This window comes from Flavobacterium panacis (genome assembly GCF_024649945.1).
Classification (GTDB): domain Bacteria; phylum Bacteroidota; class Bacteroidia; order Flavobacteriales; family Flavobacteriaceae; genus Flavobacterium; species Flavobacterium panacis.
The window spans coordinates 569630-585463 of the sequence record NZ_JANKMS010000002.1 but is presented as its reverse complement, the minus strand read 5'-3'; the positions used below and the strand labels follow the sequence as shown (position 1 = coordinate 585463).

Here is a 15834-nt window from a genome sequence, read left to right as displayed (position 1 = left end):
TTTAAATTATGTAACTATGAAAAAAATGATGTTTTTTTTATTGTTTTGTTTGTCTTCTGTTGCAATACAGGCACAATCAAGACAATTAAAAGGATCTGTTATTGACCCTGATGGTTTGCCACTGATTGGAGCAAATGTTGCTGTCGAGGGATCAAAGGAAGGAGTTTCAACAGATTTTGATGGAAATTTTCAAATTAATGTCCCGGCTGGCAAAAACTTGATAAAGGTCAGCTATATGGGACACAAAGACATGACTGTTGATATAACAGAGAAGACAACTGTAAAAGTACAAATGCAGACTCTTGAGAACCAAATGCAGGAAGTCGTGGTTGTAGGTTATGGAACTCAGAAAAAGGAAACCGTGACAGGAGCTCTTGGAGCTGTTAAAGGAGGAGATCTTAATAAAAGAGCTGTTGCTTCTTTGTCTACAGCTTTACAAGGAACTATTGCAGGTGTAACAGTACAGCAAACTTCTGGAGAACCAGGTTCAGACGGTGCCAACATTCGAATTAGAGGTATTGGTTCTGTAAATTCTAATACTTTCCCATTAGTTTTGGTAGACGGAATTGAAATGGATATGAATCAGATTGACATGAATACAGTTGAATCTGTTTCGGTATTGAAAGATGCAGCTTCTGCTTCAATTTACGGTTCAAGAGCTTCAAATGGGGTTATTCTTATTACCACCAAAAGAGGTAAAGAAGGTAAAATGCGATTGATTTTTGATTCTTATACTTCGATTCAGACACCTACTAATATGCCTAAAGTTGTAAAAGCAGCAGATTATCTTCAGGCGGAACTTAACTCTTTTGACAATGCAGGGATTGTAGTTCCTGCGGATCAAAGAGCAGCAAGAGAGCAAATGATAGCAGATCAAAGAGCTTATAAACCAGATAACTGGAACAGGTATGATACAGATTGGAAAGAGGCTACTGTTAAAAATAGTGCCTTAATGAACAACAATAATGTTACATTATCTGGTGGTAGTAAGGATTTGAAGTATTTTGGATCTTTATCATCTCTTAATCAAGGTGGTTTAATTGATAATAACAATTTTAGACGTATCAATGTTAGGTTAAATACAGATGCAAATATCAACAGTTGGTTAAAATTAAACAATGAATTTTCATATAGAACATCCACACAAATAACACCTGGAATTTCAACTCCAAAATCTATTATTAATAAAGCTCTATATATGCTTCCTACGCTTTCAGCTGTTAAGGAGTTGGATGGAAACTGGGGATACGGAAAAAATGGAGACAATCCAGTTGCAAATGCCGTAGCTTCAGGACAAAATACTATGATTAGACCAGAGATATTAATGAATGCAACCTTAACTGCTACACCAATAAAAGATTTAGAAATTTTAGGTCAATATAGTTATAGAAAAACAGATGCCAGAGGAACCTATATAACAACACCATACTTAACTTCATTAAAAGGTGTTGTACAAGGCTATTATCCAGCTAGAGATCTAGTAACAGAATCTTATACCGAAACTGTTAGAAACTATTTCAGAGCTCAGGCATCTTATACTAAAAAAATTAGTGAACATGAAGCTAAGTTGATGGTAGGTACACAAAGTGAAGAGAATCAGTATAGAGATTTTAGTGCCAGTAAAAATGGTTTTGATCTTGAAAGATATTATTTAGTAAATGGAGACGGGGCTACTGCATCCGCAACTGGAGGAGCTTCAGAATGGGCGATGTCATCTTTTTATGGAAGATTTAATTATAATTATGCAAGTAAATATTTACTTGAAGTTAGTGGACGTTATGATGGCTCTTCTCGTTTTGTAGATGGAAAAAAATGGGGCTTCTTTCCTTCTTTTTCAGCAGGATGGACTGTTAGTAAAGAAAAATTTATGGAACCTATTTTAGACTATGTTAGTGACTTCAAATTAAGAGCGTCTGTTGGAACTTTAGGGAATCAGGATATTGGAAACTATCCTTATGCCTCAACTATACAATCTGGGTATAGCTACTGGATTGATAAACAATTAGCGCAAGGTGTGGCACAAACGACCTTATCAAATTCTAATATTTCCTGGGAAAAATCAAGGCAGACCAATTTTGGTTTAGATGCTACTTTCTTCAAAAGAAAGCTTTCTGCAACTTTTGATTATTATATAAAAGATATTTATGATATGCTTATGGTTTATCCCGTGCCTTATTATGTTGGTCTTAATGCCACATACAGTAATGCAGGAGATATGCGAAATAAAGGTTGGGAAACTACTATTTCATATAAAAATAAAGTTGGAGAGTTCAATTATGGTATAACTCTAGCACTTAGTAATAATGAAAATGAGATAACAAAATTGTATGGACCAAACTCAGACAGATCAGTAACGGTAGGCTATCCTAATCAGGGAATTTGGGGCTACAAAACGAATGGATACTATGTTGACGCAGCTGATGTTGCTAATTCACCAAAATTGTCAAGTGCAGCTAAGCCAGGATATGTAAAATACCTTAAAATGGATCAAAGTGGTCTGAATCCAAATCAAATTACAGAAAGTGACAAAGTATATTTAGGAGATCCTTTTCCGCATTACGAATACAGTGTAAACTTGACAGCTAGTTACAAAAATTTTGATTTTACTTGCTTTTGGCAGGGAGTTGGGGAAAGAAAGGTTTTAATGAGTGGTATTGGAGTTAAACCATTTGCAAACGGATCAAATTTATTTACACATCAATTAGATTCCTGGACTCCAGATCATCAAGATGCAGAATATCCAATTTTGGTTCCGGAAGCTAACTCGGGAGATAACTTTGTTACTTCTGATAAATGGGTGAAAAATGGAGCTTATCTAAGATTAAAAAATGTTGTTTTAGGATATAGTCTTCCAAAATCATTTTTAGAAAAAGCGCATATTGATGGTCTTCGTCTTTATGTTAGTGGACAAAATTTATGGACTTTAAGTCATTTTTATGCAGGATATGACCCTGAGGTAAGTTATGGAGGAAGTTTGGGTGGTGAATTCTATCCAATTATGCAGACGATAACATTTGGTGCTAATTTAAAATTTTAACAAAATGAACTTAATCAGAAAAACAATATTAGGATTAACTCTTGTCGTAGGGTTAGGATCTTGTGATGATTATCTTGATAAAGAACCTTTAAGTGATTATTTATCATCTAATTTTTACAACAACGAAGCCGCTATAAAACAAGGAACAAATGGTGCTTATCAGAGTTTGTATATGGAGACAAGTCAGCTTCCTTTTTTTACTCTATATGATATGTACACTCCAATGGGAATAGAACGTGCTGATAATAATTCGATTGGTGTAAACAACGTCGCTTTGGAAAACAATTTTATGGTAGAAGCACAATGGGCCAACTTTTACAAAGGTGTAGCAAGAGCCAATACTGTATTAGAAGGTTCTGCACCTTATATTAATGGGTTAAGTGATAAGGCAAAACAATATATAGCAGAGGTAAAGGTTATTAGAGCCACTCATTATCATTATTTAACAGCTTTATATGGAGATGTGCCCTTTTTTACGAAATCGGTAACAGCGGAAGAACAAAAAGCAATTGCCCGAACACCTTGGACAGAAATTGTAGATTATTTATTAAACGATTTAGAAGAGGCTAGTACACAATTACCATGGCAAGCTGCAGAATTTGGAAGAATCGATAAATCGTATGCATTAGGTTTAAAAGCAAGAATGGCTTTGTATGCGGGATCTTGGTGTAAAGAAGGTTTTGGTGAGAAAGGTGTAAAAGATCTTGCTAAAGCAGCTGTTTATTTTGATATTGCTGCACAAACAGCAAAACGTATTATGGCAGAATCGGGAAGAGCATTGGATCCTAATTTTGATGATTTATTTACTAGAGCCGGACAACTTACCCCTGCTGCAAAAAAGGAAAATATATTTGCACTGGCTTATTCAGATCAAGGAGCAAGAAAAACACATTATCAATCTTTTGGTGAAATAGCCAGAACAGTTGGTGGTCAATCAGGTAGATTTCCAACGCAATTGCTTGTAGACACTTATGAAATGACTAACGGCAAAAGAATTGATGAAGCAGGTTCAGGATATGATCCGAAAAATCCATTTGCGAATAGAGACCCTCGTTTAAAACTTACAATCTACACTCATAAAGATCACATTATTGCAAATAATGGAGGAGTTAAACAAAATATTTTAATGGAGTTGTATAAACCAACAACTTTATCATTTGATGCAGCAGGAAATTCTCAATCAATTTCAAATCTTGACTATACTGGATCAGTGGCACAATATGGATACATTCAAAGTGGAGTAGGTTATTTATGGAGAAAATACAATTATTTTAATGACGAAATTGTTTCTGAGCCTTCTTACAACATATTAATGATGCGCTATGCTGAAATTTTATTAATATATGCCGAAGCAAAAATAGAGTTAAACCAAGCTGATGGAACAGTGCTTAGTGCGATCAATGAAGTTAGAGGAAGGGTCAATATGCCTGGAGTAACGTCATCAGATCCTGTAAGACTTAGACAATTGGTGCGCAGAGAACGTAAAGTAGAACTGGCAAGAGAAACTGGTTTACACTTTTTTGATATGAGAAGATGGAGAACCGGAGCTTTAGAAAATGCAGAAAAAACATATGGATTCCCTATAGCAACAGGAGTAATTCCTCCTTCAGGTAATAATCCGGGAACTTACCCTGATGGATACACTCAGGTAACTGCAGATATGGTTCCAAAGTATGGAGGAGCTGGATCTGACAGAGATTTAAATGATTTAGCTTTATATGCTGCATATGGTTCAAAATTACGCCAAAGAGATGCAGATAGACCAAATAACTGGAAAGACAGATACTACTTATGGCCAATACCGCAGGTGGAAAGAAATAAAGCGCCATGGCTTTCTCAAAATGATGGATATGGACAATAGTTATAAAACAAAGAAAAGAGTTAAGAGCAGTAGATATTTGATTTATTTATTCTTTTTATTTTGTCAGGTTGGACTTTTCGCTCAATCTGATAAAATTACTCTAGAGGCCGCCAGCTCTGATCCTACATTGGTAGTAAGAGGAAATGAATTGACGATTGAAACCATAAATCAGCTAAGTGATAAAGTTTTTATTAAAACGACAGATTCAAAACTGGATTTTCCTGTAACAGGTGTTTTAATTGACAAAAACAATTTAGTGATTGATGTTTTTTCCAATCAGCAAATAGACTGTTCTAAAATAACAGATGGGAATTATTTAGTGGCTGTGCAAGCATCAAAAAATGCAGTTGCAGAGTCATTCATCAAAAGTCATTTTAAAAAGAAGGATGTTGTCAAGCTAAGAAAAAATGGAAACATTTCAAATCTGAAAGAAATTTTAGGGATTCAGTCTGCACAGCTCAAAGTTGATCGTGATAAATTTACGACTGTTTATGACAAACAATTTCTTGTGAACTGCGAATTGATTAATAAGAATTCAAGTTCTAAATATCAGATTGTTGTTTCAGATCAGAAGATCCAAAAGAGTATTCAAAATAAGTTGGCTCTAAATTGCAAACTGCAAAAAGGAGTTAATTACATCAATATTGTTCTTTTAGAGAATTCGAAAAAAATAAGCGAAGAAAATCTAGTCGTTTTTTACAAAGAAAAAGAAGAAGTTGCATCAAAAATTAAAGTATTGTGGATTGAACAATTTCCTAATGCAAAAGTATTGACAAATCGCGCTGCAGTTGATTCGATGCTGAAAAATGCTAAAATTGCTGGATTTACACATTTAGTTTTAGATGTAAAAGGACCAGAAGGTTATGTTTCCTACAGAAAAAATAATTTGTCACATACACCTTATTTCACAAGTACTTCAAACCCGAATAAAAAGATAAATGATGATGGTTTTGATTTGCTTGGAGAATTGACTGATGGAGCTAAAAAGGGTGGATTTAAGATGTTCGTAAGTTTTAATTTCTTTACAGAAGGGAATGTAACTACCCAAGATTACGCTGTTTTAAGGTCACATCCTGAATGGGAAGAAATGGTACAACGTCCAGAAGACAAAGGCCAGATTTTAAAAATTTCTGAATCTAAAGTAGGACAGGAAGCTAAGCTAGGAAAACGTGTGGCATTAGCTTTTGTTAATCCTGCGAATCCCGAAGTGGTCGATTTTCAACTTTTGCGTGTAAAGGAAGTCTTGGATAATTACGCAATAGACGGTATTGTACTGGACAGAACCCGTTTTGATAATTTTTATGCTGATTTCAGCGAATTGTCAAAAAACAAATTTGCTGAGTATCTTAAACAAAAAGGCAAACAGCTTGATCATTTTCCAAATGATGCCTTTAGTATTGATAGTGAAGGTAAAATGGTTGAAGGCAAATATTTTATTGATTGGATTACTTTCAGAAGTACACTTATCAAAGAATTCGCTTCAAAAGTAAGAAAGGTTGTTAATGAGTATAAAGCTTCAACAAAACCGAATCTCCAATTGGCGGCTTACGTAGGTTCTTGGTATGAGACCTATTATCAAAATGGGGTAAACTGGGCCAGCAGTACATTTAATTATAATCCGATATTGGGATTTCCAGAATCAAAGTTCTATTCAGCTGAATATTCAAAAACAAGCTATTTGGACAATTTAGATTTTATCATGATTGGAACTTATTATAAAACAGATAAGGAAATAGCGAAATATGTAACGTTAGGAAACATTTTGGTCGATGGTAAGATACCAGTTTCTGCATCATTGAGTTTACCCGATTTGAATGATAGTGAAAGAAGAATTGCTATTAAATCGGCCTTTAAAAATTCTTCAGGACTTATGATTTTTGATTTATGTTACATTAACTGGGCTGAATTTTTAGATCAAATGAAAGGATTACAGACCATAAAAAAATAATTAGTATGATTTTAAAAATAAAAAACAGCATAAGCATGTTAGTATGCTTATTGACAGGATTACTGCTTTTTTCGTCTTGTGAAGCAGATAAAGTTGACGATCGTGCTTTTGAAGGAGCAAAAATTGTCGCTCTTAAATTGGATGGAACGCTGTATACATTTACAAATGACGGCTCAAATGAGTTAAAAGTGGTTTTACAGCCAGGGCTTCCTCTTAATGCTATTAAAACAGAGGTTTTAGTTGCGAATGGATCGTTAACTGATTTTGAAAATAATGTACCGCATGATTTTACAAAACCAGTGGATGTTACTGTTAAAGGAGAAGACGGAAATGTGTCAAAATGGAAATTAATCATACAATCCCCACCAAAGTTGAGTTATCTGGAAGTGGTTGGCATGACAATCCCTCAAGAAAAAGTACATTTTGGTAAAACGACAGTTATTGTGGAGATTCCAGTAGGTACAGATGTGTCAAATCTAACTGTGAACTATACATGGGTAAACGGAATCATGACTAATTACACAAATGGAAGCAAGAAAGATTATTCAATTTCTCTACCAAACAAACCGCCATTTAAGATGGAAGTTTTAGGGGCAGATGGTGTTACGAAGTACTATTATGATGTAATTTTTACCTCAGATCCTGTTGGTCCAGCCACAATTCAATCAATGATAATCAATGGTCTAAGCACTACTCAAATGATTATTGTTGATGCGACTAAGAATATTGTGCAGCCTGTTCTGTCTTCATTGACTAATTTAAATGCTGCAACGGTACAAATTAATGCTGGTTTTGGATGTATTATTGATCCAGCCTTTACAGGGGCTAATATTAATATGCTACAAGGATTTAAAGTAAAAATCACGGGAACAAACGGCGTTGAAACTGAGTTTACAGTGAAAAATGCACTTATCGATCCAACATTAGTTTTTGCAAAAACACAAGCACAATTGCAGCTAAATGCTGACGCTGGTTCTTCAGTTGCCTTTTCAAATGGATCTGTATTAGTAACATCACATGCTATGGCTGCGGGTCCTATACTTTATGGTATAAATGCTTATGATTTGAACGGTAATTATCAAAATGGTTTATATAGAACAGCTACAGATTTTGATAATGGTGCTGTGACAGGTATTCGTAAGGTAGCTACTGATGCTAATGGTAAAATTCTTGGTGTACAATTAGGAGCTGGCGCTACTACAGCGACAGCGTTGAAAATTGTAAAATGGAATTCTAAAGATGATACAGCTCCACAAGCTTATATTAACTATACAGGTGCTGCACTTGGGCTTACTTACGGACCAAGAGCTGCCGGAATTAATATCTCAGGATCGTTAGATGGAGATGCTGTAATTACTGTAGGTATGGCTCAAAAAACAGATGTACTTGTTTGGACTGTAAGTGGAGGGGTTTTAAATCCAACGCCTGCAATCAAAGCCTATAATTATACTGGAACAGGTTTCTATTATAGTATCGAACCAAATGATACTGGATTTGTTGGGATAGCCTCTGGAACTAATTTTAATGGAATTAACTTGTTGAGTAGTTCAATGGTAGAAGGTGCAAAATTAAGTGGTATCCCAACTTCAGATGGTAGAGTTTTCACTTATAAAGGGCGTAAATATTTGGCAACAGTTATAATTCCTGGAGACAATAAAGCAATTTTCAGAATATTTGACATCACTGATTCTTCACAAGCGGCATTAGATAATCCAATTGTCAATATTGTTTCAACTACTGTAGCAACTAATACAAACAGAACGGTCGATGCGGATTTTGCTGTAATCAACGGTAAGCTTCATGTTGCTTTCCTTGCTACCAACGATAAACTGGCAGTATATAATTTAGGTTTCTAAAAAATCAATTTCTTTTAGAGAGGCTATATCCCAAAACAGCCTCTTTATTAATGTGATTATTTGAAGAAATAAGCTTTAAATATTTTGATGTATTATGAGAAAATTTTTCATTTTTTTAAGTTTACTAATCGTTTCTTGTTCTTCAAGTGGAGATTATGAGCCAGTACAGCCTGTAGTAAAACCTGTTGCAGGAAAAGGAATAAAAGGCGTTTGGGTAACAAATGTTGCTTCTCCAGCGCTTAGTTCACTTGCCAATATTAAAGAAACGGTCAGAATTTGTAAAGAATCCGGGATTACAGATATTTTTACTGTAGTTTGGAATAAAGGAAGAACGCTGTATCCAAGTACAATTATGAATACGGAGTTTGGAAAACCTATTATGGAAGGTTATGAAGGCCGTGATCCTTTGTTAGAAATGATTACAGAAGCACATAAAGAAGGGCTTAAAGTACATGCATGGTTTGAATACGGATTTGCGGCTTCAAATGGTAAACAAGGAGGAGACATCATCGCAAAATATCCTTCATGGGCTGCCAAAGATAAAACAGGTGCACTTTTAACTTCAAGCAGTGGATTTGAATGGATGAATGGAATCAATCCTGATGTTCAGAATTTCATGAAATCTCTGATTTTGGAGGTTGTACAAAAATACGATGTAGATGGTATTCAGGGAGATGACAGATTGCCAGCAATGCCAATTGCAGGAGGTTATGATGATTATACAGTACAGCTTTATAAAAAAGAAAAAGGTGTAAATCCGCCGACGAGTGAAAATGATGCTATATGGAAAGATTGGAGAGCAAATAAACTGACTGAATTTTTAGGCGATTTGTACAAAGCTGTAAAAGTAGCTAAGCCAAAGGTTATTGTTTCTATGGCGCCAAGTGTACACCCGTGGGCCAAGGACAATTATCTACAAGACTGGCCGACATGGCTGGATAAAAAATATTGCGATTATGTAATTCCACAAGTTTACCGCTACGATTTATCGTCTTATTCTCAGACATTAAAAGCTCAGGTCGGATATGTTAAAAACAGTGCAGACCTTTCAAAATTGTATGCAGGAGTTTTAATTCAGTCTGGAACTTATAATGCCACAAATCAATTCGTAGAACAAATGGTAAATGAAAACAGAAGTAATGCTGTTACTGGCGAAATATTCTTCTTTTTTGAAGGATTAAAGTTCAATTCAGACTATTTCACTAAAACATATCCAAAAAAATAGAATGATATGAAAAGGAAATATATCTTAAAACAATTTTTCATTGTAGCTATTACGGTATCGAGTATTGTTTATATATCATGTTCCAGTGATAATAACTATGAACCTGTTCAGCCTGTGATAAAAAAAAGCTTAGAAGAGCAGATTCAAACAGGCTTTATTGATGAAGTGCTACCTGTCGCAACAAGTCCTTGTTTTCAAGGAGCTTTTTATCGAAAAGCAATGTCAAGTCAAGATTATTGGCTTGGAATTAAAGGTGAATTTGTTGTCCCTACTCTTATAGATGATCCTAATAGAGTCAATCCAGCAAAACCGACTCAATATTTAGATAATGCATCTGTTTATCTTGGAGGTACTTCAGACGGACAGGAAACTGATATTGGATTGACATGGGAAGTGATTAAAGACGATAACGGTGTTGTTAGTGCAGACAGAAAAGCTTTTAGACCGTTTTTAAGAAGAACTGCTTATAAGTCAGAAGAAGCCGCATTATATAAAAATGCACCTGCTGAAAAAAGATATTATTGGTATCCTGGCGAAACCGTAACAATGAGTGTTCAAGTTAAAAACCCTAAAAAAATTCTTTTTATAGTTGATGGTGCTGGTAAACACTATGAAGAAGAATTTGATGCTGCAGGATATCAGCCTGGTTTCAAAGCAGTTTTTAAACGAGTGAATGCCATTGATCAGGTTTCAAATGAAGGAAAACCGGTTCAAGCCACAAAAGCAAAAGTAACAGGCGGAAAATGGAATAAAGTAGTTTTGTTTAGAAAAGTGGACGGAGTAATTTATGAAGCTCCTATGACTACAAAACGTTATACAGACATGAGATGTCCAGCTTCTGCTAATTTTTCCATTACAAAAAATGGAGCAGATGATTCAGAGTCAATAGATATTATGGGAACTCCATAATAATTTTTATGCATAATAATTTCGTAAGGAATTAGAACTTTTTTGTACTAATTCTGATTTTGCCCCAAGAATAATTATTTTAATTACAGTTGATGAGAAGGATATTTTTATTGATTTTTTTTATTGCATTTTCATTTGGAATTACCTCGCAAAATGCCAATCAAAAATTGCTGCAGTATGTAAATCCGTTTATAGGTACGGGCGGACACGGCCATACTTTCCCTGGAGCAGTAGTTCCTTTTGGGATGGTACAATTAAGTCCAGATACGAGAACGCAAGGATGGGATGCCTGTAGCGGTTATTATACCGAAGATACCAGTATTTTAGGATTTTCGCACAGACACTTGAGCGGTACAGGAATGACTGATTTTGCCGATGTACTTTTTACGCCTTTTTCAGGTAAACTTCAATTGGAAAACGGAAGTTTAAAAGAATATTATCCATTGAATTTTTCGCATAAAAACGAAAAAGCATCAGCAGGTTTTTATGTAGTAAATTTTGATAACGGAATAAAAGCTTCGATGACCGCATCGACAAGAGCTGGATTTCACGAATATCAATTCCCTTCTGAAAAAGCTGGAATTATTATTGATTTGCATCATAACCTGCACAATCAAAAAGTACTGGAATCCTCTATAGAAATTATCAGCGATACCGAAATTAGAGGAATGCGATTAACAGAAGGTTGGTCAAAAAGAGATTACGTTTATTTTTACGCAAAATTCAATAAACCTTTTAAAGTTGAATTGTATAAGGATAATAAAGCGGTTTCTGGAAATCAGTTAAAAGGCGATCACATCAAAGCTGTCCTTTATTTTGAAAATCCGAAAGAAGTAAAAGTAAAAGTTGGAATTTCTCCAGTTGATGAAAAAGGCGCTTTGCAGAATTTAGATGCTGAAATTCCTGCTTGGGATTTTAATAAAACAAAAAAACAGGCAGAGGAATTATGGAAAAAACAGCTTGATAAATTTAAAATTGAAGGTGGTACAGAAGATCAGAAAACCATATTTTACACAGGATTGTATCACGCTTTTATTCATCCGTCAACGTATTCAGATACAGATAAAAGATACCGCGGACAAGATTTAAAAATTCATACGCTTGATTCTGGAACGTATTATACGGTATTCTCGCTTTGGGATACGTACAGAGCGCAAATGCCTTTGATCGATTTAATTACGCCTTCAAAAACAAATGAGTTTATTAATTCGCTTTTGATTAAATATAAACAAGGAGGTTTGTTGCCAATGTGGGATTTGGCAGCCAATTACACCGGAACCATGATTGGCGCACATTCAACATCTGTAATTGCCGATGCTTACAGCAAAAACATACGTGGTTACGATACAGAATTGGCGTATAAAGCGATGATGCGCTCAATTCCTTACGACACAACGGGAGTGAAGGTAAATCATCCTGCAATCTGGGAATGGTTGATGACAAAAGGGAAAAAATACAATCAGGAAATGGGTTTTATTCCTGCTGATAAAGACGTGATTTTTGCTACTTCAAGAGGTTTGGAATATGCTTACAATGATTGGGCATTGGCTCAGGTTGCCAAAGGCATGGGAAAAACCGAAGATTATAAATGGCTTTCCGAGCGTGGTATGCGTTACAAAAAATACTACGATAAAGAAACAGGTTTTATGCGCGCTTTAGACAGCAACGGAAAATTTATTGGACCATTTAATCCTTCATATTCTGATCACATGAACAGTCCATATTGTGAAGGAAACGCTTGGCAGTGGACTTGGTTTGTACCGCAAGATGTAATCGGATTAATTGATTTGATGGGAGGGAAAATTTCTTTCGAAGAAAAATTAGATGCGTTATTTAATACAACTGCAAAATTGGAAGGAGCAGACGCATCTGCTGATATTTCGGGATTAATCGGGCAATATGCACACGGAAACGAGCCAAGTCATCATATTATTTATTTTTATAATTATATCAACAAGCCTTTTAAAACACAGGAATTAGCCGATAAAATCATGAAAGAGCAGTATAGAAATGCTCCTGACGGATTGAGTGGCAATGAAGATTGCGGACAAATGTCGTCATGGTATATTTTGAACGCCATAGGTTTTTATCAGGTTGCGCCGGGAGATCCAACTTACACGATTTCTAGACCATTGTTTGATAAAGTTACAATTGCACTTGAAAAAGGAAAAAAACTGACTGTAAAAGCTGTAAATAATTCACCAGAAAACAAATATGTAGAATCCGTGACTTTGAATGGAAAGACTTTGAATTCACTGTTTTTTAAACACGATCAAATTGCATCTGGTGGAGAATTGGTTTTTAAAATGACAAATAAGATTGCGAAAGACTAGATAAAAATCCGCTCAATCTGTCGAATCTGCGGACGAAAAAATTTTCTCGCAGATTTAGCAGATCAGCAGATAAAATATAGTTACAGATTAACAGGATTAAAAAGATTAGAAAAAAATCTGCTCAATCTGCCGAATCTGTGAGCTAAAAATTTTTCTCGCAGATTTAGCAGATCAGCGGATAAAAAATATAGCCACAGATTGAAAGGATTAAAAATATTTTAAAAAAAATCTGCTCAATCTGCAAAATCTGCGAGAGAAAGAAAATCCTTTTCAATCTTTTTAATCTGTGGCAAAAAAATAAACAGTATGTTTTAATTCATAATAGTTAAACATGAAAAAGTATATCATTTGTATTGTTCTTCTTTTTGGAATTTTCTCGCTTTCCGCGCAGGAAAACAAGTATGATGTTTATAGGACAATTCCTTTGGCACAATCTATAAAAGAAGTCGAAGGAAAACCTTTCGTGCTTAATTCTGTTTCAAAAATATTTTATCCCAAAAAGAATGAAAATCTAAAACAGATTGCTGTTTTTTTATCCGAATACATTCAGATTTCAAACGGATTTAAAATTGAAATTTCGGCAGAAAATCCAAAGAATAACGGAATTGTTTTGCAAGATAATTTTAAAAATGAAAATAAAGAAGCATACACTTTTACGGTAAATCAAGACCAAATTTTGATCAATGGAGCAAGTAGTGCAGGAACTTTTTATGGTGTGCAATTTTTGCGAAAAGTATTGTTGGAAAACGAAATTAAAGCAATTGTAGAACTTCCAAATGTACAGATTACAGATTATCCAAGATTTGCTTATCGTGGCATGCACTTAGATGTCGCGCGTCATTTTGCATCTGCAGAATTTGTGAAAAAATATATTGATTTATTGGCTTTGCACAATATGAATACTTTTCATTGGCATTTAACTGATGATCAAGGTTGGCGTGTCGAAATCAAAAAATATCCAAAATTAACTCAAATAGGATCTGTAAGAACCGAAACGCAAGTAGGAAAACAAGTAGGAGTTTATGACGGAAAACCGCATGGAGGATTTTACACACAAGAACAGATTAAAGAAATTGTGGCGTATGCTCAAAAACGTTTTATAACAATCATTCCCGAAATTGATTTGCCGGGTCACATGGTTGCGGCTTTGGCATCATATCCAGAATTGGGTTGCGTTGGCGAAGGTTATGAAGTGTATAAAAAATGGGGCGTTTCAGATGACGTTCTTTGTCTTGGAAACGAAAAAACTTTTACTTTTTTAGAAGGTGTTTTTTCAGAATTAATCCCGCTTTTTCCTTCAAAATATTTCCATATTGGAGGAGATGAATGTCCGAAAAAGAGATGGGAAAAATGTCCAAAATGTCAAGCAAAAATTGCCGAATTAGGTTTGAAAAAAGACAGCAAACATTCGGCTGAAGAAAAATTACAAAGTTATTGCATGTCTCGAATTGAAAAATTCTTGAATGATAAAGGAAAACAAGTCATAGGATGGGATGAAATATTGGAAGGTGGCATTGCACCAAATGCTACAATAATGTCTTGGAGAAGTTCTCAAGCAGGCGTTGACGCTGTTAAGCAAGGCCATAAAGCGATTATGACACCAAGCTCGCATGTTTATTTTGATTATTATCAAAGCACAGATGCTGTTTCTGAACCTTTGGCAATTGGCGGTTTTATAAATTTAGAGCGCGTGTATTCCTTTGAACCAATTCCAGATGGATTGACCGAAAATGAAAAAAAATTGGTTATTGGCGCACAAGCAAATCTTTGGAGAGAATATATTGATTCTGATAAGCAGACAGAATATATGGTTTTGCCAAGACTTGCAGCTTTAAGCGAAGTAATTTGGACAAATGCTGATAAAAAGAATTACGGTGATTTTGTGAATCGTTTATCTAGTTTTTTGACTATTTATGATAAGCTTCATTATAATTATGCAAAGCATATTTTAGAAGTTTCTCCAGAATATTCAGTTGATACCGAAAATGGAAAATTAATCTTAAACTTAAGAACGTCAAGTAAATTCCCTATTTATTACACGTTAGATGGTTCTGAACCAACTTTGAAAAGCAAAAAATATTCAGAAAGTATAATTATCACTAATTCTTTAACTGTAAAAGCGGCCGTAATTTCAGAAAATTATAAAAGCAAAGTTTTTATCAAAAAGTTTGAATTTAATAAAGCGACTGCAAAACCAATTGTTCTAAAAAATGAACCTATTGACCGTTATCGTTTTAATGGCGGAAAAACTTTGGTTGATGGAAGAACAGGAACAACAGCTTTTAGTACAGGAGATTGGATAGCACTTTACAAAGACGATTTTGAAGCAACTATAGATTTGAAATCAATTCAACAAATAGGAGAGATTAGTATGAATAGTTTTACGTCTCCAAACGATTGGATTTTTGGACCAAAACAATTTCAGGTTTTAATCTCAACAGACGGAATAAATTTCAAGGAAGTTCATAATGAAGATTTAAAAATCGCTCAAAAAGACGACGGACCAAAGATTACAAACTTAAAAGCTGTATTTGCAAAACAAGAAGCAAGATTTGTCAAAATCAAAGCTCCAATTTTTGAGAAAATTCCAGAATGGCATTATTCTGCTGGACAACCTACATTTTTATTTGTTGACGAAATTTCAATTAACTAAATACCATAAATA

Annotated in this window: 8 protein-coding genes; all 8 read left to right on the top strand. The window is 34.7% G+C overall.

The window, feature by feature from the left end:
* The first annotated feature begins 16 nt into the window (after window positions 1-16).
* The 8 genes from NQQ59_RS07465 to NQQ59_RS07430 all read left to right on the top strand — a co-directional run bounded on the left by NQQ59_RS07465 (window position 17) and on the right by NQQ59_RS07430 (window position 15822).
* Window positions 17-3037: a SusC/RagA family TonB-linked outer membrane protein gene (locus NQQ59_RS07465; RefSeq protein ID WP_144215025.1), complete on the top strand. Its 3021-nt coding sequence runs from the start codon at window positions 17-19 to the stop codon at window positions 3035-3037.
* Between the two features lie 4 nt (window positions 3038-3041).
* On the top strand, window positions 3042-4898 hold the full coding sequence (locus tag NQQ59_RS07460; RefSeq protein ID WP_144215024.1) for a RagB/SusD family nutrient uptake outer membrane protein: 1857 nt from the start codon (window positions 3042-3044) through the stop codon (window positions 4896-4898).
* Window positions 4888-6846, top strand: a complete 1959-nt coding sequence (locus NQQ59_RS07455; RefSeq protein ID WP_144215023.1) for a family 10 glycosylhydrolase — start codon at window positions 4888-4890, stop codon at window positions 6844-6846. The genes NQQ59_RS07460 and NQQ59_RS07455 overlap by 11 nt, the downstream gene beginning before the upstream one ends.
* A 5-nt stretch (window positions 6847-6851) precedes the next feature.
* Window positions 6852-8702, top strand: coding sequence for a hypothetical protein (locus NQQ59_RS07450; RefSeq protein ID WP_144215022.1), 1851 nt, complete (start codon window positions 6852-6854; stop codon window positions 8700-8702).
* A 94-nt stretch (window positions 8703-8796) separates the two neighbouring features.
* Window positions 8797-9927: a glycoside hydrolase family 10 protein gene (locus NQQ59_RS07445; RefSeq protein WP_144215021.1), complete on the top strand. Its 1131-nt coding sequence runs from the start codon at window positions 8797-8799 to the stop codon at window positions 9925-9927.
* Between the two features lie 6 nt (window positions 9928-9933).
* Window positions 9934-10836 (top strand): hypothetical protein, encoded by a 903-nt coding sequence (locus NQQ59_RS07440; protein WP_144215020.1) that lies wholly within the window; start codon window positions 9934-9936, stop codon window positions 10834-10836.
* Window positions 10837-10928: 92 nt separating this feature from the next.
* A complete protein-coding gene (locus tag NQQ59_RS07435; protein ID WP_144215019.1) occupies window positions 10929-13169 on the top strand; it encodes a GH92 family glycosyl hydrolase in 2241 nt (746 codons plus the stop codon).
* A gap of 331 nt (window positions 13170-13500) precedes the next feature.
* On the top strand, window positions 13501-15822 hold the full coding sequence (locus tag NQQ59_RS07430; protein WP_144215018.1) for a glycoside hydrolase family 20 protein: 2322 nt from the start codon (window positions 13501-13503) through the stop codon (window positions 15820-15822).
* Window positions 15823-15834: the final 12 nt, after the last annotated feature.

What these genes read in the sequence shown, in the direction of transcription:
- NQQ59_RS07465 (WP_144215025.1), top strand. Translation starts at nt 17, where the DNA reads ATGAAAAAAATGATGTTTTTTTTATTGTTTTGTTTGTCTTCTGTTGCA.
- NQQ59_RS07460 (WP_144215024.1), top strand. Translation starts at nt 3,042, where the DNA reads ATGAACTTAATCAGAAAAACAATATTAGGATTAACTCTTGTCGTAGGG.
- NQQ59_RS07455 (WP_144215023.1), top strand. Translation starts at nt 4,888, where the DNA reads ATGGACAATAGTTATAAAACAAAGAAAAGAGTTAAGAGCAGTAGATAT.
- NQQ59_RS07450 (WP_144215022.1), top strand. Translation starts at nt 6,852, where the DNA reads ATGATTTTAAAAATAAAAAACAGCATAAGCATGTTAGTATGCTTATTG.
- NQQ59_RS07445 (WP_144215021.1), top strand. Translation starts at nt 8,797, where the DNA reads ATGAGAAAATTTTTCATTTTTTTAAGTTTACTAATCGTTTCTTGTTCT.
- NQQ59_RS07440 (WP_144215020.1), top strand. Translation starts at nt 9,934, where the DNA reads ATGAAAAGGAAATATATCTTAAAACAATTTTTCATTGTAGCTATTACG.
- NQQ59_RS07435 (WP_144215019.1), top strand. Translation starts at nt 10,929, where the DNA reads ATGAGAAGGATATTTTTATTGATTTTTTTTATTGCATTTTCATTTGGA.
- NQQ59_RS07430 (WP_144215018.1), top strand. Translation starts at nt 13,501, where the DNA reads ATGAAAAAGTATATCATTTGTATTGTTCTTCTTTTTGGAATTTTCTCG.